Origin of the sequence: Ekhidna sp., assembly GCF_039960695.1 — a bacterium.
Lineage (GTDB): Bacteria > Bacteroidota > Bacteroidia > Cytophagales > Cyclobacteriaceae > Ekhidna.
This window is the reverse complement of the sequence record NZ_JBDVKP010000010.1, coordinates 30,577-49,986: the sequence shown is the minus strand read 5'-3', so window position 1 is coordinate 49,986 and position 19,410 is coordinate 30,577. Positions and strand designations below refer to the sequence as shown.

Below are 19,410 nucleotides of genomic sequence, written 5' to 3'. Positions count from 1 at the left end.
CGAAAAAATAAAAAACAGGTGATGAGGAAAAATAGAAGCAAATCTGGTAGTGTTTTTACCAGATTTACCTTTCTTTTGGCTGGAGATAACCAGCTACTACATGATACACCTAAAGCACTCATCCCAACAAGGGGAATTGAGGAAGTCGATCAAGAGACTCGTTTCGGATCTCAATAAATCTTGCCATATTCGGAACGATCAGTTGGCAGACAATGAAGAGTCCGTCGCCAGTTATGTCTCCAGACTTAATGACGAATCATTAAATAGATCTTTCCTCGATTATTGCAGTGCAGCCAGGAATTATTCCAAGCTTCGTATCAAATAACTAATCTAGTTTCCACCTTTGGCTTTTAAAGGTACCTGAGGTATCGGCGTTCCGTGAGAGCCATCCTTACAGCACATAGGTAGTTTATCATATGCATTAGCATCTCTTGCTAGCGTATCCGCATGATATCCTACCATAGTGATACGCTTTCGCAATGCCTGGGCATCCGTTTTCTTTGGGTTGTAAACTATGCTCATTACTTTATCATCCAGATTAAGTGTAGCTTCTTTTACGCCCTTTTCGAATGCTAAATCCTTCTCTAAAGTATATTGGCACATTTCACAAATCGCAGAGGTTTTAATCTCAACTTTAAATCCACCATCAACCTCCAAAGGCTCTTTCTGAGCCATGGAAGTGAAAAGAATCATGCTTGCTAGTATTGAAAGTAATAGTTTCATTTTATTAATTATTAATCTTAAATTTTTAAATTATCTCTTGATCTTATATCTAAATCCAGCATACACCATCCTTCCCGCCACCGGAGCCCAAACAATGGATGCATCAAAGTTATCATCAAACGGATTTTGAGCATCAATGATTGGATTGTTCTGGGTAAACCCAAGCAGGTTCTCAGAGCCCAAGTAAATATTACCCCATCGGAATCCACGACTGATTTGCGCATTTAGCAAAAAGAAATCTGGTGTGGAAGAATCACGTTGAAACTCCGCAGGTTTGTCAGAGGTATCCGGTAATCTTTTTGATCCAAACCACTGAAGCGTAGCATCAGCTTCCCATTTGTCAAATCGTGTAGCATATGTTGTATTCAGAAAAAACCGATCTCTGGAGTTGAATGGAACTTCCTTTACTTCGCCGTTAATGGTAGCACGTACATCATAAAATTTGTATGCAGCTTTAGCACTCAACCGATCGGAAAATTGGTAGTTTCCTTCCAGTTGGAAACTATGAGCATACGAATCTCCACGCAGATTATACACACGCAATTCACTTGAATTTTGATCCATATCATAGATCAGTTGATTTTCAAATCGTGTGTAGAAGTAATCAACTATTAAATTAAGCTTCTTATCACCAACGTTTAAAGCGGTGGTTAAACTGCCGCCCATATTCCAGGATACTTCAGGCTCTGGTATTTCCTCGATCACCAGCCTTCGCGAAGAGACCAGAATGTTACTGTTTTCCACAATGGTATTGGGCGTCCGATACCCTCTGCCGATAGCCGCTCGAAGCGTTGTGTTTTCAGAAAACTGAAACCTTGAATGGAGGCGCGGGGTGAAATAAGTACCATAAAGGTTGTGGAAATCACTGCGAGCTCCGAGAAGCAAAGTAAACTTATCACCTGGAGCATAGGTGTATTCATAATATAGCCCTGGTATCACTTCTTGTCTATTAAAGGCTGAATCAGCATACACTTCTGCAAAGTCATCATAAAGAATACTTACACCTGTTTTATATTGATGAAAAGAGTTTCCGATGATGTTTTGGAAGATGACATTTCCATAAAGCGTGGTTTCTGTTCCTTCATAATTGTCTCTTCCAAATCCAGCATCTATGTCCAGGTAAGAAGCTGAATAGATGAATCCCCAGCCTTTATATGGCTTGTTATGAAACAGTAGTCCTGTCTTTCCAAAGATCTCCGCTCGCGTGGTTTTATTTTGAAATCCATATTGTGTAGACGAGCGGTAGTCATCGCCAAAGTCAAATCCCAACTGGCCTCCTGCTTTTTCATCTCTCATGACAGTGAATCCAATCTGGGATTCCATGTTCTTTCCACTGAACTTGTATCGATTCATCACATTGATTTGTCGTGCTTTTGGTAGATCCATAAATCCATCTTCATTTTGATCAACCTCATTGTTGAAATAGTTGGAATGCAGTAGTACCGCCGTGCTCCATTGATCGTTGATGTCTCTTGCATGGTTTGCATTGATTTCCACTCTGCCAAATGAATTGATATATCCATTGAGATACAGTTTTTCGCTGGTCTCAGGCTTTTTAAGTTCCACGTTGATCTGTCCAGTCATCGACTCAAAGCCATTGACAACAGTACCTGCACCTTTGCCCACATCGATGGATTGTACCCAAGTACCAGGCACGTACGAAAGCCCATATCTTCCGGAAAGCCCTCTTACATTAGGAATGTTTTCGCGATTGATCTGCACATATCTCCCATCCAGTCCAAGCATACGAATCGTCTTCGCACCACTTACCGCATCTGTAAACGAAACATCCACCGATGCATTGGTTTCGAAGCTTTCGGATAAGTTACAGCAAGCAGCTTTGGTCAGTTCCGCTTCGGTAATCACTTCTATGTGCTTGGATTCCAAGTTGTCCATGAAGGTACTGCTTGCTTGCACAACTACTTCGTCTAGTTCTGAAGTATTCTCCTTTAACATGATATGCATCATCTGAGATAAATCAGCATTTATCGTGTCCGCCAAAAAGCCGGAATACGAAACCACTATTTTGCTATCTCTGTTTGAGAGCTTTAGCGTAAAGTCACCGTTAACTCCAGTTACAATTCCATTCTGTGTACCTAGTTCCATAATTGTAGCGCCTATCAATGGTTGGTGACTTTGATCAGCCACCATACCTCGCACGATCTGCCCGAAGCTAAGTAAGGTTGATATTGCTAAGCTTACTGCTAAGCCTAATCTTATATACATGATTTTTAAATTTTGATTGTGAATATGAAAATGAGGGATAACACTATCCCTGAGAGAAAATCACAATCAGTATTATATCAGAAAGGACTGTACAAGTACAGGTATGTCCCGGTCGGGGAGTGGTGGGCTGTAGTGTTGGAACTGAGGATGATCGGTTTGCCCGCTGAAATCAATATCCTGCAGCATTACAAAATGAACAACAGCTAATTGGTACAGATCTGGAGTAGCATCGAAATCAAACCCTACGGTCGTGAATTCTTCTACCTTCAGTTCTTCACTTATGTCTTTGCAGCAAGGCATTTGCTCCTCTTCACCTTCAAAACAATGCTCCGCATGTTCATTCACAGCCATAGATTTCAGTCTACCCATGCAGTAATGCTTGTTTAGGGTAATACCTGTAGTAGCAACCAGCAACGTGATTGCTAGAAATGTATTCGCTATGTTTTTAAAAATGCGCACTAATGCAAAGATACGATACTTAAATGTTTAGGTTTAGTTAAACGGTTCAAATTCTGAAAAGATGTTTTCAAATTCTGCAATATTGATTGGCTTCTCAAAATCGCAAGCTTCACCATATCGTTCCCATAATTTTTGAATTTTAGGATTGGAATGTGCTTGATCTATCGAATCTTTTGATTTCCATTCAAACACTTCAATGATACATCCATCAACTGATTTCATAATAATAGGCGTTCGGTTCGTTACTAGTCCTTCTTCTCTTAAGATTCCATAATGTTCGTTTGTAAGCTCCTCAAGAGTTGTTTTTTTGCCCTTTTTAGGACGATAACAGGTTATAACAATTCTTCCCATCTCAATAAATTAAATGACATTTTTTGGTCAATTTATAAAAGGAGTATTTATAAATCAATCAACCTAACCGATACCTTGGCTCTGTAAACTATTCATATCTCAAAGCATTAACAGGATTCATCTTTGCTGTTTTGTAAGTTTGGAAACCAACTGTTAGGAAAGCGATCACCGAAGTAATAACGGCAGTTATGATAAAAATGAGCGGATCGATAGAGGTGTGGTAAGCAAAATCGTTGAGCCACTCATTACCATAGTAGTAGATTAATGGAATAGCAAGGATGTTTCCTAGGAAAACCAGATACATAAACTCCTTTGAAAGGATCAGAATGACTTGAGGAATGCTAGCTCCCATGGTTTTACGAATGCCTACTTCTTTGGTACGACTCAAAGCAACAAAGGAAATCAAGCCCATGAGGCCTATAGCAGATACAATGATCACCATTACTGCAAAAATGGATAGCACTTTGGCCAACTGATTCTCCTCCCGGTATTGCCGATCAAAATCTTCGTCGAGGAAAAAATATTCCAACTGATAGCTTTTAAAAGACTCATCCCAGGCTTTTTCAATTGCTTTAATCAAATCGTATGTCTGTGTCGCATCATATTTGATTGCATAATAACGGCCATATTGATCGCTGGCAAAGTCCATAGCCTTTGGCCATATTTTGTCTTGCAGTCCAAGACCATGATAATCTTTCACCACGCCAATTACTGTTCCTTCTGGAGTTTTTGATGGTGATACTATAAGCTTACCGATAGCATCCTCTGCACTTTTCCAACCCATGGCTAAAACACACGATTCATTTATTATTAGGCCATCTCTCAGCTCAGACGGTCTACTCAGCTCAAAATTTTTACCTGCAATTAGTTTTAGACCCAATGCATCAACATAATTTTCGTCGATAGCCATATACTCGGTATCTACTTGCTGGCCTTCTTGCTTTCCAGGATAAGCCCATTGTCCTTGCCATCCGGGCCTTCCGGGAAGCGCATTTGTATGCGTAAGAACTTTTATACCCGGCAAATTCTTTAGATTATTTTTTAAGACTTCTCTGGCTCCATTGCGAGGTACATCTGTTGCATCCACAATTAACAGCTGTTCTTTTTCAAATCCCAACTCTTGATTTCGCATGAAATTAATTTGACTGATTACCAAAATGGTGGCCAAAACAAGAGAAGATGAAATGAAAAACTGGATGGTGATAAGCATCTTTCTTAAGCTCAATCCTTGATAAGTCTTATTCAAATTCCCATTCAAAGCATTGAGCGGTTTAAGTCTGGATATGACCATTGCAGGATAATATCCGGAAAGAAATGAAACCAATACGAGTAGAGTTAAAACACCCAGAAAAAATTTAAAATTGAAGAACGAACTCAAATCATAATTTTTAAGCATCAGGTCATTAAAAAATGGGAGTATGCTAAAAATTAGAATCACCGCAAAGCCAAAGGCGATAAGTGTAAGGAGGGAAGACTCAGTCATGAATTGAGCAATAATTCCCTTTCTGGATGAGCCAACTATTTTTTTCATGGCGACTTCCTTAGATCTGTTAGCAGAACGTGCCGTGCTGAGGTTGATGTAATTAATTGAGGCTAAGATGATCAGGAAAATGGCAATTATCGAAACTGTTTTCACTCGCTTTTTTGAACCATTCGGGCCAAAGCCGTTCCAAAATCTTTCACCTAAATAAATCTCATTAAGTGGAATTAATTTAGTCGAGAATTCGACTCCCATTTCTTCAAGCCACTCACCAATGTTTTCATTATAAATATTGGCGATTTTTGTCTGAAACTTTTTAGGATCTTCTCCTTTCTTAAGCAAAAGGTAATTTCTGATATCAAAATTTCCCCAGCCTTCACTGTAATTAAAGTAACGGAAATTGGGAAAGGTTGAGAACGACATCAACATCTCAAATTGAATGTGGGAGTTCTTCGGTAGATCTCTCACAACCCCCGTCACTTTGAAATCTATAGAATCTCTCAATGTTAAAGTCTGCCCTAATGCGGAACCATCGAAGTATGTGTTTTCGATGCTTTCGGTGATCACAATAGTGTATGGATCTTTTAAAGCAGTTTCAGGATTTCCTGATTTAAGTGGAAAAGAGAAAATATGGAAGAACTCTTCGCTTGCATAGAAAATTTTGTGCTCATAGCGCTTGTCTTTATGATTAAGTTTGAAGCTCGGATCCGCCCATCTGGTGTACAAGACAGACTCCACCTCTGGAAACTTAGTTCGCAGCTGATAACCAACCGGATGCGCATTTGTTTCCATGCCTCCTTGGGGTGAAGAGGTAACCACTTTATAAATCCGATTGCCTTTTGTATGAAAGTTGTCAAAGGATGTTTCGTCCAATACATAAAGCAAAATCAAGCTACCAAAAGCCAAGCCTATGGAAAGCCCAATCAGATTAATGGCAGAGTGCGTTTTGAACTTGATGAGGTTTCTAAAAGCAAGTCTGATTGTTCTCATAATAGTGATGATTAGTCCAATTTTATATATCCATTTTAAGTTTTTGAGCAGGCTAAGTCTGAAGAGTTTTAAGACACCAAGATTGTAGCGTCTTCGTGCTTTTTTTAGTGAGAAGAATTCAAGGTCATCATAAAAAACCTCTTCCAGGTCACCTTCAATTTCTTCCAGGTATTCACCATGAATAAACAGTCGAAGGAGTCTTCGAGACCAATTTGGTGGTACTATCTCGCTCATTATCAGATAGTTTTTAGTCCTTCCGCAGTTATCTGCGTCCAGAATTCCTCCCTAATACTTTTGATTTCACTCAATATTTTATGAGCATATGGCGTGGCGTTGTAAATCCGCTTGCGTTTTCCTCCCCTTTTCTGTGTAGCCTCTCCAAACTCTGACGTGAGAAATCCCTTTTCTTCCATTCGTTTCAATGCTGATTGTATGGATCCAACACTGAGCTGTTCTTCCATTCTCTTTTCGAGTTCTTTCTTAATCTCCACACCGTATGCATCTTCTTTCAGTACTATCACAGATAGCAATACCAGTTCTTCAAATTCTCCCAGCTTTGTTTTCTTCATAACAGCAATTTCTTAAGCATTTACTTATATTATTCGTAATTGCAGTAAAAATAGTTACAAATATTATTCGTAATTGCAGTTTTTATTAAAAATATTGTTTGAAGGAGCTAAAATTCAGGTTTAACATGCTTTAACAAATTACTTGTACAAAACAACAACTAATTAAATAACTTGTGCGTTTGTACAACAAATCAAGATTTTTATGAAAACAATTACTTACTTTATTCTGATAGGATTATACACATCCATGTTTGGTCAAACAATGGGTAAGCAATCAGTAGCACAGTTGGAGGAAAGTCCTGCTGGATCAAAAATTCTTTGGTTCATGGACGTAGTGAAAGGTGGAGAAGCTATCTCAGACGAGGTGATTAAAACAAAGTTTGCTCCTAAGCTGATTGAGAAAATGGGGTTGGACGAATTAAAAAATATGATTACTGACCTTCAGCAAAAGGAAGGAGTACTGCTGGTGTACAAGGCGAAGAGAGAAAAGGTTACTCAGTATAAATTGAAAGTGAAAGGAAAGAAATCAAATCAATGGTTTGAGATGCAATTCTACTTTGAAGAATCCAGACCTTATCGTCTACTTGGATTCACAATTGATTCAGTAGATGGAATGGAAGAAGGAGAACCAATATACCCTACATTAAACTAAAGAAGATATGAAAGGAGAACACTTAGGTGAACTTGAAGAACTGGTACTGCTTACCGTTGGCTCCCTGGTGAGCGAAGCTTACGCAGTAATCATAGTAGAAGAGATTAAAAATAACACGAATAGAAAAATGGATGTTACCGCCATTCATTCTGTGCTTAGACGTCTTGAGAAAAAAGGATTCGTAAGCTCTGAAATGGGTGGCGCTTCTCAAGAAAGAGGAGGAAGAAGAAAGCGTTTTTTCACGTTGACTAAAGCTGGAAGGCGCGTGTTGGATCAATCCATGGAGCTACGCTATTCACTATATCAGAAATTGCCTAAGCTGACTTTTGCCACCTTAAGATGACACATCCTCCAAGACTTGCAGACCGATTGCTTGAATGGTTTTGTGATCCTTACTTATTAGAGGATCTACAAGGCGATTTGCATGAAATCTATGATGCAAAGTCACGAGAGGGAAAGAAGCAAGCGAGCCTACTCTATTGGTGGCTTGTGATTCGATCATTTAGATGGTCAGCACTCAAAAAAAACAAAAAACTCAAAAAATCTGGACTTATGATAACTAAAAACAATTTCAAAATTGCCTTGAGAGTACTTTGGAGAGATAAATTCAACAGTGCTGTAAATCTTATTGGATTGACTATCGGAATAACATGTTTTTTACTTCTCGGATTCTATGTGAAGCAAGAAATGAGCTATGATCAGTTTCATTCTAAAAAAGATAGAATTTATAGGAGTTGGCTGAAGGAAGATTACGGTGAGGGTCAAATTTTCTTCAACTCACAAACACCTCTGCGTTTTGAGGCTTTGTTTGAAGAGAATTTCCCTGAAGTAGAGAAGGCCGTTCAATACATCGAACAAACGTATCTGGTGGGGAAAGGTGAGAATAGAATAAATGAGCGAGTGGCTATCATTAGTGCTGACTTCTTTGATGTGTTCGATTTTACAATGCTTGAAGGCAACATTGATAATCCACTTCCCACGAGGAATGATGTTGTGTTGTCGCAGACATATGCAAAAAAATATTTTGGTGAGAATGATCCAATCGGCAAAGTACTCACTCTTCAGCAGGGTCAAGATTCGAGAGAATTTAATGTAGCAGGCATTTATCAGGACATTCCCAAAACGTCCAGCATCCAATTTGATATTGCTTTCTCAACAGAGAATAGTCGTGATCTGTTTGGCGAAAGAGCCTTCAGGGCATGGTTCAATGTTGTTGCAGAAACCTATGTTTTGCTAAAGGAAAATGCACATGTGGATGCTGTGAATGGCAAGATGCAGGATGTGGTTTTGGAACTTATGGGAGATGTGGGCTACGGTGATGGTCCTATGCAAAGAGATCAATACAATATTGGCTTACAAGCACTTACTGATATCCACCTGGATCCTGACATTCCTTTAGGATATGCACCAGTAGCCAACCCCCAATATGTATATATTTTGGGTGGGATTGCATTGCTTGTACTAATAATCGCTTGTATTAATTATACAACACTTTCCACGGGCCAGTCGCTGAATAGATCGAAAGAAGTCGGGATGCGAAAAGTATTGGGAGCGCGTAAAGCGGGGCTTATTTACCAATACCTCAGCGAAAGTATCTTGCTTTGTATGGTGGCGATGCTCATAGGAGCAATAATTTCATATTTATTGATACCTGTATTCAACGCACTCACCGGGACAGAAATTTTCCTCCAATTCGAGTGGTGGCACCTAATCATATATTTCTTGATGGCAGTATTGATTGGAACAATTGCTGGTTCGTATCCTGCGCTTATACTATCGGGTTTTAAAACGATCAATATTTTAAGAGGTGGCAATCAATCGACTGGAAATTTAACCACCCGTAAAGGAATGGTTGTCCTCCAGTTTTTAATAACTGTATTCCTTATTACAACAACTTTGATAATGAGAAAGCAGCTTCAATACCTTCAGGATAAAGATCTTGGGTTCAACTATAAAGCGGTTGTTTCAACAAATCTGCAAGCAGATCCATCTGCGCAAAGACTTTCAGAGATTATATCTACAGGCATGGAGAATGGCGAGTTATTGAAAGCGCGATTAGAAAAATATCCTGAAATATCCAATGTCGCTATGGGAACTCATGTATTTGGAACGAGTGGCTGGGCCAACCTTGCGTATACAGATGACAATGGAATATTTAGATGGTTTAGAATGCTTGCAGTGGATGCAAATTATATTGAAGCCTTTGGGATTAATATAATAGAAGGTAGGGCCTTTGAAGCAGAAAATGGATTAGACCAACGACAATCCATCATCTTAAATGAAACGGCTGTTAAGCATTTTAATTTGGAGAATCCGATAGGTGGAAAATTACCAGGTAGTGAATTCGGTGATCATCAAATTATTGGAGTCACAGAAGATTTTCATTTCACCTCGCTACATTCTGAAGTAGAACCTCTAGTCATCGTTCAAAACATAATTCCCATTGCAACAGGTGTGTCAGATGCGGACTTTGTTGATACTATTACACCGAAACTGGTATTTACTTATAGTGGATCAAACCTCTTGGAGGCCACGGAGATACTGAAGAAGGAATGGGAGAGTTTGTTTCCGAACGAGAGTTGGAATTTTAATTTTTTAGATGAGCAAATCAAGTCTCAATACGAAAGCGAGATACGTATGAATAAGCTAATTGCAATTGCCACTTTCCTTTCAATTCTGATTGCGGCATTGGGTCTATTGGGTCTTTCGCTTTTGGTAGTGAATAGTAAAATAAAAGAAATAGGCATTCGAAAAGTAATGGGCGCTTCTCCGATCTCTATTTTCAGACTTTTAGCAAAAGATTTCTCTATTCAAATACTAATAGCTATTACACTCTCTGTGCCAATTACATTGTGGATGATGAATAGCTGGCTTGAGAATTTTGCCTATCGAACAGAAATTGGCGTAGGACTATTTGTAGTAAGTGGCCTGGCTTCTATTATTGTGGCCACAATGGTGATCAGTTATCACACCATTAGAGCAGCACGAGTAAACCCTGTCGAATCGCTTCGGACAGAGTAGCTACTTTTTGCTTTTAACTTTAACTAATTGCTGAAAGAATACATTGTTAGGGACGGTAATGATGCCGTCCTTATCTTGAAGTTTTGTATAGATAAGTCCTATATCTATCACCTTGCCTGTTACATCTTTTTCTACCAACACAAGCGTATCTGTGATCTTAAATGGATTGATTGTGTAAATAATTATGCCGGCAACAATGTTGCTCAGAATACTCCAGATGGCAAAAAAGCCGATGGCAATAACTCCCAATATACTTCCAAGAGAGACCCAAATATTGTTTAGATCTCCACCCCAAATGATGACCAGTAAAAGAAAGACAAAAACATATAAAGAGAATGTAAGGATACGCTTAGTAGCCGCGGTGCGGTTTAAGTCGTATGAAAACTTGTTTCCAAGGCGATTGATACTTTTTTGAATAACCCATCTAGAAGCTATAAATAGAATGATGATGACACCACTAAGAGCAGCCTGTACTAAGTAGTTTGCCTCAAGATTATCAACGAAATTGGTGAATATTTCCATGAGGTAAAGTTAGTTCCTGCTATCCCATAATTGGAAATAAAAAAAGGCTACTCAATGAGTAGCCGTTTCTGAAAGCAGAATGTTTGACGGTAGTAAACTCTTTTGAAATTAGCCGAAGAGGATTTTAACTACTAATAGCGATAAGACTAATCCCGTCGTGCATATCACAAAACTTAAGTTGATGAAGTCTTTTTGTTCCTTTGAAATTTTAAGTAAAGCCATGGAAAGGTGTCGTTTGATTGCAATATGAAGTACGGTATTTAAAAAACCACTTCCAATTTTGTTCGTCCAACCTATAAGATGTGTAGATAATGACTGTAAAATTTGAGATTAGGGTTTTCTAATTTAGTAGCATTTCAGCGACTTCTTCGCCGACCAAACTGCCGATAGCCACTCCCATACCGCCCAAACGGACACCTATAGCTACTCTTTCAGATACTTTTTCAATGATTGGGGCTTTAGTCTGCCCAAATGCCATAATGCCCGACCATTCCATTTTTATTTCATATGGCTGACCGGGAAGGATAATAGTCTCTAGGTCAGCTATCAACTTTTCTTTAATGCGTGTATTGACACCAAACTCAGTGGTAGTCTCTTCATCCATAGCGAGATTTCTGGCTCCACCGTATAGGAGCATACCATAATAATCTCTGAAGTAATAGTAGCCTTCCTGATAGTGAAATGTTCCTTCAAACATTATTGGTTTTTCGGTGTGGATGCTCATAACTATTCCTCTTCCAGGTGCAAGATCTAAATCTAGAGGTAGCAGAGATTTCGTGAAAGCATTCGTACATACAGCCATTTTAGGGGCTTTGAATTTCACGTCTTTGCATTGGGCGATGACTCCATCTTCTTCTTCAATGATGTCTAGTACTTCGCAACCTGTATGAACCTGAACACCTATTTCAGCACAGTATTTCCAAAGAGTGGCTATAAGCTTTCCAGTATCCAACTGGCCTTCCAGGTGGTTTTCAATTAAGTGACTTGTGTTATTAAACCCAAAGGTATCGATCTTCGAATCTGATAGTTTGAAGACATCAGTTTGGAAGAAAGGATTAATTAGCTGGTTTATTTTTTCAATATGACTATCTACCTCCGTTTCTCCAAAAATTAATTCATATCCGCTTTTTACCTGGATATCAATCATTTGCCGGCCCAATCGCTGACATGTCTTTTGCAAACCATCCCATCTCTTCTCTACCAATTTGATCATGCCATCTTCACCTAGCGTAGCTACATCATTCATCAATTCAGAAACACTCCCAAAACAAGCAAAACCTGCATTTTTTGTACTTGCACCCGATGGAAGTACGCCTCGCTCGAGCACAGATACTTTCAGGTCTGGAGATTGCTCCTTAAGTGTTGCCGCTGCTGATAGACCCGTGATGCCAGCACCAATTACTAAAACATCTGGAGTAAGAAATGATTGTTTTTCCCAAAGACTATGCACTGAAATTTGATTTTGGTTTTGAATTTAACTAATCAGTATAGTTGACGCGTAATACTTCCGACTTGATTTTAACAGATGCTAGAAAATCAAGCCAAAACAGCTGCTGCGCAGAAAGATGATCATTAGGTGATTTTACTTCATAAAAGTGGTAATCCATTTTAGACCATATAAAAAGATCCGGGAACCCGGCACTATTTTCTTTCATGTTTTTGGACATTTCAATTAATACTGACTTGAGCCCCTTTAGAGGTACCTTTTCTATCATTACTTTCAGGGCAGGAAGTAGCGCTTCATGCCACACGACAAACCGATTGGCTACGCCATATTTCTCATCATGTATGCTAGAAATCCATGCTGACATTTGTTTCCTGGTTCTTAACTTTTTGAGCTGTTCCTCAAGTAGCAATTGTCTGGACTCAAAAAAGGCTGCATCATTCAAATCTGAAGGTTGCCGCTGAAGCGGGTGATGGAATGAGCCGTGGTTTGTATCAAAAATGACGTACCAAAATACAAGACCAAATAAGCCTCTCCACAAGAAGTTCTCAGCGTGTATTCCATCCCATCCTTCATTTTCAAAGTATTCAAGCACTGCATTTTCTACACGACCGGTAGGTGTTGTTATTGAGATCGAAGGTGCATTTTTCAGGCGCTGCGTCATGCTGCGATCAATTCGAACACCCTTTCGGTTCAAAAAATCAGTAGCGAACGTAAGCTCAGATGCATTTGCTGCTTCTTCCAACATTCTTTTCGCTAGTTCTACAGCTTCTTGTTTACGATCTTGCTTATCTAATAATCTTACTTTTCGTTCCCTGGCGGGATGACGATCAGTATATGAATAATAACTCAGCGCTTGATCTGGAAGTTGAACTTGCTCAAAATAATAGGCGATTTTGAGCAAAAGCTTTTCAGCAGATTTAGCAGAGCGTGGATATGAAAGCCAAATTTCCCACGGCATTTTTTCGATGTAATCTTCCAGCGGAAGATTAGCTTCCTGTATTTCATAGATCATGCGCTTAAGCTGAGATAAATGCATCACCGAAAGAGCCTCCTCTCTGGATTGAAACCAGGGGCTGAAGTTGGATTCATCAAGCTTTTCAATTTTCACATTGCCAACATCTCTAATTACAAAGTCCGTCATGCGACCACCTCTATGACCAAAAAAAAGAAGCTTAATGAATTCTACCTCCTCATTTTTTAAAACTTGGGCAATTTCTTCCTTTTCATGTATAATAGGAATATCCACTTCTGTAAGCTCGTTCATGATGTCTTCTTTTTTTTGTGAGGCAAGAAGAAACTCATAACATGATGTCAATTCTGATTTTGTAAAAAGTCGAAACTGTAATAGATCATTGCTTTCATTGATTTGAATAAACCCTTGATGGATCAATTCATCTTTTGCATCATGAAGGTTTGGTATTTCAGCATAAGCTATTTTGCTGATTCGAAAGAAATCTCCTCTACGATTAGAGAATCGTAAATAAAGGCACTGCGCCTGTTCAGAAAGACTGCGAAAAGATTGATAAAACAAATGCTCTGGCTGATCCAAAATATGGTCATATTGGCGTTCTACAAATTCTAATACGTAATTGAAGTAGTCTAAATAGTATTTTTCAGGTAGTATGATTGGATCATTTTTAGACATTTACAATAGTTGGGATGTTTTTGGTTACTCGATGGGTTTTCAAAGTATTTACATTACACCGCTTGTTAACTTTTTATGAAGCAACTGCTAGTTGTATTTTTTCTTCTATACTCGTCATTAGTATTTACTCAAAGTTACGTCGATTTAGGCATTAGACACTTTGCTGTAGGAGAGTATGATGAAGCTATGATTGATTTTAAAAACGCGGAAGAAATAGTAAGTATGATAACTGAATCTTCCAAAGCCAAACTATACTATTACCGCGGGATGATCTGGCTTAAAAAAGCTCAAAAGTCGTCTGGTAAATTTGCTGAAGAAGATCCATTACAATTAAGTTATCAAGACTTGACTAAAGTCACTTACTTAGATAAAAGTTGGAAGCCACATATTGAAGAAGCCTATGACATACTTTATTCGCTAATAGCCAAGGAGGCAGATCTCTATTTAAAACTTGAAAAGAAAGAGGATGAGTTGAATTCCAAATTAACATTGCTAGATGCCAGGATCAACTATTTAGAGATGGCTAAAGATCTTGAGGTATCATCTATGCCTGTGTTGTATTTAGGCCAAACCAATAAGCAGGCCGGTGATTTAATATTCGATAATTCCTCAGATTTAATAGAGTTGCAAAAAGCCAGGAAATATTATGAGAAATCCCTTGAATATTATGAAGTGGCGCGATATGACGATCCGTTCTCCAAGGAAATCATCGAAGATTTGCTTACAATAGCTAAACGATTGGGTGACGCAGACCGAATTAAAGAATATGAAAAATTGCTTCAGCTTGCTGGAGGATGAATTAAATGCAAGCCGCAAGTCTGTTGACCCTTCTGTCATCTAAATAGAAATTAATTAGATGATGATTACGAAAAATATTCCTTCCACATTGCTGGTTACCGCTATGCTTTTATGTATTTCCTGTGGAGGAGATGATGAAGCAGGAGCATCCAATTCAAATCCTGAATCGTTTACAGTTACAGTAAATTCCACAGGAAGTACATCAGCCACAATAAGCTGGACAGCTTCAAATGATGGAGATGGTGATGAAATCACCTATGATGTACAACTTGGTACAAGCCTGGTTTCCGAAGGTCAGAGCATACGCATGTATGACTTCACTGACTTAGATTCAAGCACAGATTATAGTGGGAGTGTAGTGGCCAAAGATGGAAATGGAGGAACAGCGACTGCCAATTTTTCATTCACAACAACGACAGTAGGGGAAAATCAGAATCCAGAATCTTTTACGGTTACTGTTGAAACAATATCACACAACGCAGCGAATATTTCCTGGACTGCATCTGTTGATGCAGATGGTGATGATGTTACATACACAATTGAATTAAATTCTGAGGAAATTTCCACAGGAGAAACAGGCACTACTTACTCGCTCACAAGCCTTGCTTCTGGAGTCAGCTTCGGAGGTAAAGTAATCGCAGATGATGGTAACGGCGGCACCGCTGAAGCAGCATTTGACTTCACATCATATGTGGTAGATATAACTCAATATACAAGCATGCCTGGATACGTAACTCACAGCTTAGTTGATTGCAGTTATTCAGAGGGAGGTTCTGGTAAATGCTATGAAATCACTTTTAACAGTAATCCTGTAAATGATGATGGACCATTTTGTCCTGAGACAACTTTTGATGTTGGAGGGTTTGGAAACTACGATGGAGATACAAATCCCGGATTCCAAGTTATGAAAGCAGCACTTTTTGAAGCAATGGAAATGGATGGATACGATATTATAGCTGATGTAGCCAACATGGATGGAAGCTTCGACATCAATATTGAAACAGTGGTTCCTGGCGGAGGTATAGCCAATATGGGTGGTGGAGGATCTACCGCTGCATGTCTGGAACCAACACCAGACGATGGTCTCACTTTGACATTCCAAATTCCAGTTATCCCCACATTGATAGGAAGCCCAGACAATATAGAAAGTGTTGAATATGTTGGTTTAGCGTTAGATGGAGTGCCTATAAATGGAGCACCTCCATCCGTGGTTGGAAATAGTGGAAAAATTCCATCATTAGATCGCTGTGGTGGGCATCATGATCCAGCAGGATATTATCATTGGCACTTTTTGGCTGCTCATATGGATGCGACACTCGACGCAAATGGGTTGTTAGATACTGATAATGGCATCCAATGCTCAAATAAGACTCAGAGCTCAACAGCGTTGGTCGGTTATGCCAGAGATGGCTATCCAATATATTCCGGAAATGATGATGGCGATGTAACACCAACAGGTCTAGATGGATGCAACGGTCACACAGCCGTTACAGCGGACTACCCAGATGGAATCTATCATTACCATGCGTCTACCGATATTACCAATGTGCCTCCATGTATCTTGGGTAAGCAGTCTATTGATTCGTTTGACAAACCAATGTAAAAAATGACTAGGTTATTTCTGGTAGTTGTTTTATCTGGAGCTATAGCATTTCAAACCATGGCTCACAATGCTAAGATTGCTACGTATACATTAAGAGATACAGGAGCTGGCTGGTTTATCGAGATGAACTTTGCCCAGGCTGCCGTTGATGCTCAAATGCTCAAGATGCATGACAAAGAAGTACTTTCAAAAATGAATAAGGATGACTACAAAAAGTCTTTTCTGAAGTACTTGACAGAGAACATCCATTTGAGAGTAGATGGAAAGAAAATCAAATTCGTGAGCGGGGGCATTTTGCTTGGAAGTCATCAAACGGATGTGAAATACATCCTGCCTGAAATCTCGGGACATCCTCAAAACATGAGTGTGTACTTACCCATGTTTGAGCACATTTATAACCAAACCAACTTGTTTAGAATTTATCGAGGAGGAGATAAATTCTCCAAATTCTTCCTCAGCACAGATAATGATTTTTCTGCAAATTTGAAATTTACTGGTCAAGGAATAATCTCAGTAAACAAGGCTCCTAGCAATAACCTAGCATTGATTTCTGGAGTCGTTGTATTGCTATTTCTGGTTTTAGTTGCAGTAGTTCTTATAAAGAATAGATTAAAGAATGCGCAACTTGGCAAAGCTTAGTAAGAGAGTTTTCTCCCCTGCCTTTTCGAAATCTACCTTTGCTTTTTTATTGGCGCCTTGCTCATCGATGTTGGTTACCACACCGAAACCAAACTTAGGGTGTTCCACTTTCATTCCTTCAGCTAAATTGGATGTATCACTGGGTTCAAAATCAGCACTTGGCTTGTGATTGACCTTTGTAGCAAATCGTTTCGTAGTATTTTCTTTCTTTATGTTGTTCACAAAGTTTTTAGTCACATAGTTGATGCCAGGGGAGACTGGATCATTGGATGAAAACTTACGATTTACTTTTATAAACTGAGGATCTACTTCCTCTAAAAATCTACTTGGCTCACAGTTTTTAAGCCTACCATACCTATACCTGTTGAGCGCGTAGCTCAAATACAATTTCTTTTCTGCTCTAGTTATTGCCACATAGAACAATCTTCTTTCTTCCTCAAGGTCAGCACGACTACTCAGCATCATTTGCGATGGAAAGAGCTCTTCTTCCAGGCCAACGATAAAGACATAAGGAAACTCCAGACCTTTGGCCATGTGAATGGTCATCAAAGTTACCGCGTCATCAGACTTCTGATTTCGATCTTCATCCGTGAGAAGTGCTACATCCTGAAGAAAAGCGCCGAGACTTTTATCTTCACGGTCAGCATCATCGGTAAACTCCTTTATCGCATTAAGAAGCTCTTGCGTATTCTCATAGCGGTTCATCCCTTCAATGGTCTTGTCTTCATAGAGCTCTTTCAATAGCCCAGAAGTTTTAGCTATTTGAGAGGCTGTATCATATGCATCTTTCTTCTCATTGGTTAATCGGAATGATTTAATGAGTGTAGAAAAATTTTCAACTTGAATTCCTCCTTTGCCACCTACATAGGAGCTGGCTTTTTCCATAATCTCCCACAGTGTTTTATCTTCTTCATTTGAAGCAACTACCATCTTGTCAATAGTACCCGGTCCAATACCTCGCTTTGGCAAATTGATGATTCTACGCATAGCAGTTTCATCATTTGGGTTTACTGTATATCGGAAATAGGCGAGAAGGTCTTTGATTTCTTTTCGTTGGTAAAATGAAAGTCCACCCACGATTCGATACTTGATGTTGTTCCTTCTAAGTGCCTCCTCAATGGCTCTTGATTGACTGTTGGTTCTGTATAATACTGCAAACTCTTTCTCAGAAGAATGATTATGCATCTTGGTTTCGAAGATGGCAGAAGCCACCAACTTTCCTTCTTCATTGTCTGAGGTAGATTTAATCAACTCAATTAAATCACCCTCCTGATTGGCAGTCCAGACACTTTTTTTCAGTTGAGCTGTGTTTTTATTGATGACGGAGTTTGCTGCGTTCACTATCGTTTGAGTCGATCGATAGTTTTGCTCCAATCTTATGGTTTTTATGTCTGGGTAGTCTCGTTCAAAGTTTAGAATATTTTGAATGTCCGCCCCACGAAAGGCGTAGATGCTTTGGGCGTCATCACCTACCACGCAAATATTTTGACGGACTGCTGCTAGCCTTTTTGCAATCAGGTACTGCGAGATGTTTGTATCCTGAAACTCATCAATCATCACATAATGGAACCGCTGCTGGTACTTATTCAGTACATCATTGTGATTCTGAAATAGAATGTTGGTGTTAAACAGCAGATCATCGAAATCCATGGCATCTGCTGCAAAGCATCGCTCGGAATAGGCTCTGTAGATACGTCCCATTTCAGGTCGCATATTCTGCGCGTCATCTTCTTGATAGATCGGGTTGTTTTGGTATTCATGCCAGGAGACGAGCCTATTCTTTGCACTAGAAATCCGATTGTATACAATGTTAGGTTTGTATACTTTGTCATCCAGGTTGAATTCTTTGACGATGAGTTTTATAAGCGACTTTGAATCATCTGTATCGTAAATCGTGAAATTGCTCGGATAACCAATCTTACCCGCTTCAGCTCGCAGTATTCTCGCAAAAACAGAATGGAAAGTCCCCATCCACAGATTTTTAGCTTCACTACCAACCAACTCTTCTATCCGTTTCTGCATTTCTCGCGCTGCCTTGTTGGTAAAGGTTAACGCCATAATATTGAAAGGGTCAACATTATGTGCCTTGATTAAATGGGCAATTCTGTAAGTGAGAACACGTGTCTTACCAGACCCTGCTCCAGCAATGATCATGCATGGTCCTTCTACATTTACTACACCTTCTTTTTGTGGGGGATTGAGTTGATCAAGGTAATCTGCCTTCGCTTCTGCCATGTGGCAAATCTATTTGATTTGAAGAAGAATAAATTTTGACGAGAGGCTAA

Annotated in this window: 17 protein-coding genes; 7 read left to right on the top strand and 10 right to left on the bottom strand. The window is 39.3% G+C overall.

Annotation, left to right across the window (positions count from 1 at the left end; all coding sequences use genetic code 11):
- Window positions 1–21: 21 nt before the first annotated feature.
- A complete protein-coding gene (locus ABJG98_RS05650; protein ID WP_348278513.1) occupies window positions 22–177 on the top strand; it encodes a hypothetical protein in 156 nt (51 codons plus the stop codon).
- Between the two features lie 153 nt (window positions 178–330).
- Here the strand turns inward: ABJG98_RS05650 and ABJG98_RS05645 are convergent, their stop codons facing one another.
- The 6 genes from ABJG98_RS05645 to ABJG98_RS05620 form a co-directional block, all read right to left on the bottom strand.
- Entirely contained in the window at window positions 331–723 is a 393-nt protein-coding gene (locus tag ABJG98_RS05645; RefSeq protein WP_348278512.1) for a cation transporter, read from the bottom strand.
- A 30-nt stretch (window positions 724–753) separates the two neighbouring features.
- Window positions 754–2,949, bottom strand: coding sequence for a TonB-dependent receptor (locus ABJG98_RS05640; protein WP_348278511.1), 2,196 nt, complete (start codon window positions 2,947–2,949; stop codon window positions 754–756).
- A gap of 72 nt (window positions 2,950–3,021) precedes the next feature.
- Window positions 3,022–3,318 (bottom strand): hypothetical protein, encoded by a 297-nt coding sequence (locus ABJG98_RS05635; RefSeq protein ID WP_348278510.1) that lies wholly within the window; start codon window positions 3,316–3,318, stop codon window positions 3,022–3,024.
- Between the two features lie 123 nt (window positions 3,319–3,441).
- A complete protein-coding gene (locus ABJG98_RS05630; protein WP_348278509.1) occupies window positions 3,442–3,759 on the bottom strand; it encodes a hypothetical protein in 318 nt (105 codons plus the stop codon).
- Window positions 3,760–3,847: 88 nt separating this feature from the next.
- Window positions 3,848–6,463 (bottom strand): FtsX-like permease family protein, encoded by a 2,616-nt coding sequence (locus ABJG98_RS05625; RefSeq protein ID WP_348278508.1) that lies wholly within the window; start codon window positions 6,461–6,463, stop codon window positions 3,848–3,850.
- 2 nt (window positions 6,464–6,465) lie between these two features.
- Complete coding sequence (locus tag ABJG98_RS05620; RefSeq protein ID WP_348278507.1) at window positions 6,466–6,798, bottom strand: helix-turn-helix transcriptional regulator; 333 nt, start codon at window positions 6,796–6,798, stop codon at window positions 6,466–6,468.
- A 202-nt stretch (window positions 6,799–7,000) separates the two neighbouring features.
- Between ABJG98_RS05620 and ABJG98_RS05615 the strand changes: the two genes are divergently transcribed.
- From ABJG98_RS05615 to ABJG98_RS05605, 3 genes are read left to right on the top strand one after another with little or no spacing between them, the layout of a single operon-like run.
- Window positions 7,001–7,450: a hypothetical protein gene (locus ABJG98_RS05615; RefSeq protein WP_348278506.1), complete on the top strand. Its 450-nt coding sequence runs from the start codon at window positions 7,001–7,003 to the stop codon at window positions 7,448–7,450.
- A gap of 7 nt (window positions 7,451–7,457) precedes the next feature.
- Complete coding sequence (locus ABJG98_RS05610) at window positions 7,458–7,793, top strand: helix-turn-helix transcriptional regulator (RefSeq protein WP_348278505.1); 336 nt, start codon at window positions 7,458–7,460, stop codon at window positions 7,791–7,793.
- Window positions 7,790–10,471, top strand: coding sequence for an ABC transporter permease (locus ABJG98_RS05605; RefSeq protein WP_348278504.1), 2,682 nt, complete (start codon window positions 7,790–7,792; stop codon window positions 10,469–10,471). The genes ABJG98_RS05610 and ABJG98_RS05605 overlap by 4 nt, the downstream gene beginning before the upstream one ends.
- On the opposite strand, the gene ABJG98_RS05600 is transcribed toward ABJG98_RS05605, so the two are convergent.
- The 3 genes from ABJG98_RS05600 to ABJG98_RS05590 form a co-directional block, all read right to left on the bottom strand.
- Window positions 10,472–10,993, bottom strand: coding sequence for a mechanosensitive ion channel domain-containing protein (locus tag ABJG98_RS05600; RefSeq protein ID WP_348278503.1), 522 nt, complete (start codon window positions 10,991–10,993; stop codon window positions 10,472–10,474). It lies immediately after the preceding gene.
- Window positions 10,994–11,333: 340 nt separating this feature from the next.
- A complete protein-coding gene (locus ABJG98_RS05595) occupies window positions 11,334–12,443 on the bottom strand; it encodes an FAD-dependent oxidoreductase (RefSeq protein WP_348278502.1) in 1,110 nt (369 codons plus the stop codon).
- A 28-nt stretch (window positions 12,444–12,471) separates the two neighbouring features.
- A complete protein-coding gene (locus tag ABJG98_RS05590) occupies window positions 12,472–14,085 on the bottom strand; it encodes a VRR-NUC domain-containing protein (RefSeq protein ID WP_348278501.1) in 1,614 nt (537 codons plus the stop codon).
- 75 nt (window positions 14,086–14,160) lie between these two features.
- On the opposite strand from ABJG98_RS05590, the gene ABJG98_RS05585 reads away from it, so the two are divergent.
- Genes ABJG98_RS05585 through ABJG98_RS05575 form a run of 3 tightly spaced genes read left to right on the top strand, consistent with a single transcriptional unit; the run spans window position 14,161 to window position 17,125 of the window.
- On the top strand, window positions 14,161–14,883 hold the full coding sequence (locus tag ABJG98_RS05585; RefSeq protein ID WP_348278500.1) for a hypothetical protein: 723 nt from the start codon (window positions 14,161–14,163) through the stop codon (window positions 14,881–14,883).
- A 58-nt stretch (window positions 14,884–14,941) separates the two neighbouring features.
- A complete protein-coding gene (locus ABJG98_RS05580; RefSeq protein WP_348278499.1) occupies window positions 14,942–16,486 on the top strand; it encodes a YHYH protein in 1,545 nt (514 codons plus the stop codon).
- A gap of 3 nt (window positions 16,487–16,489) precedes the next feature.
- Window positions 16,490–17,125 (top strand): hypothetical protein, encoded by a 636-nt coding sequence (locus tag ABJG98_RS05575; protein ID WP_348278498.1) that lies wholly within the window; start codon window positions 16,490–16,492, stop codon window positions 17,123–17,125.
- Here ABJG98_RS05575 and ABJG98_RS05570 read toward each other — a convergent pair.
- Window positions 17,096–19,360, bottom strand: coding sequence for a UvrD-helicase domain-containing protein (locus ABJG98_RS05570; RefSeq protein WP_348278497.1), 2,265 nt, complete (start codon window positions 19,358–19,360; stop codon window positions 17,096–17,098). The two genes, ABJG98_RS05575 and ABJG98_RS05570, sit on opposite strands and share 30 nt — an antisense overlap.
- Window positions 19,361–19,410 lie beyond the last annotated feature (50 nt).

What these genes read in the sequence shown, in the direction of transcription:
- ABJG98_RS05600 (WP_348278503.1), bottom strand. Translation starts at nt 10,993, where the DNA reads ATGGAAATATTCACCAATTTCGTTGATAATCTTGAGGCAAACTACTTA.
- ABJG98_RS05570 (WP_348278497.1), bottom strand. Translation starts at nt 19,360, where the DNA reads ATGGCAGAAGCGAAGGCAGATTACCTTGATCAACTCAATCCCCCACAA.
- ABJG98_RS05645 (WP_348278512.1), bottom strand. Translation starts at nt 723, where the DNA reads ATGAAACTATTACTTTCAATACTAGCAAGCATGATTCTTTTCACTTCC.
- ABJG98_RS05575 (WP_348278498.1), top strand. Translation starts at nt 16,490, where the DNA reads ATGACTAGGTTATTTCTGGTAGTTGTTTTATCTGGAGCTATAGCATTT.
- ABJG98_RS05620 (WP_348278507.1), bottom strand. Translation starts at nt 6,798, where the DNA reads ATGAAGAAAACAAAGCTGGGAGAATTTGAAGAACTGGTATTGCTATCT.
- ABJG98_RS05605 (WP_348278504.1), top strand. Translation starts at nt 7,790, where the DNA reads ATGACACATCCTCCAAGACTTGCAGACCGATTGCTTGAATGGTTTTGT.
- ABJG98_RS05585 (WP_348278500.1), top strand. Translation starts at nt 14,161, where the DNA reads ATGAAGCAACTGCTAGTTGTATTTTTTCTTCTATACTCGTCATTAGTA.
- ABJG98_RS05650 (WP_348278513.1), top strand. Translation starts at nt 22, where the DNA reads ATGAGGAAAAATAGAAGCAAATCTGGTAGTGTTTTTACCAGATTTACC.
- ABJG98_RS05635 (WP_348278510.1), bottom strand. Translation starts at nt 3,318, where the DNA reads ATGGGTAGACTGAAATCTATGGCTGTGAATGAACATGCGGAGCATTGT.
- ABJG98_RS05615 (WP_348278506.1), top strand. Translation starts at nt 7,001, where the DNA reads ATGAAAACAATTACTTACTTTATTCTGATAGGATTATACACATCCATG.
- ABJG98_RS05640 (WP_348278511.1), bottom strand. Translation starts at nt 2,949, where the DNA reads ATGTATATAAGATTAGGCTTAGCAGTAAGCTTAGCAATATCAACCTTA.
- ABJG98_RS05590 (WP_348278501.1), bottom strand. Translation starts at nt 14,085, where the DNA reads ATGTCTAAAAATGATCCAATCATACTACCTGAAAAATACTATTTAGAC.
- ABJG98_RS05610 (WP_348278505.1), top strand. Translation starts at nt 7,458, where the DNA reads ATGAAAGGAGAACACTTAGGTGAACTTGAAGAACTGGTACTGCTTACC.
- ABJG98_RS05580 (WP_348278499.1), top strand. Translation starts at nt 14,942, where the DNA reads ATGATGATTACGAAAAATATTCCTTCCACATTGCTGGTTACCGCTATG.
- ABJG98_RS05630 (WP_348278509.1), bottom strand. Translation starts at nt 3,759, where the DNA reads ATGGGAAGAATTGTTATAACCTGTTATCGTCCTAAAAAGGGCAAAAAA.
- ABJG98_RS05625 (WP_348278508.1), bottom strand. Translation starts at nt 6,463, where the DNA reads ATGAGCGAGATAGTACCACCAAATTGGTCTCGAAGACTCCTTCGACTG.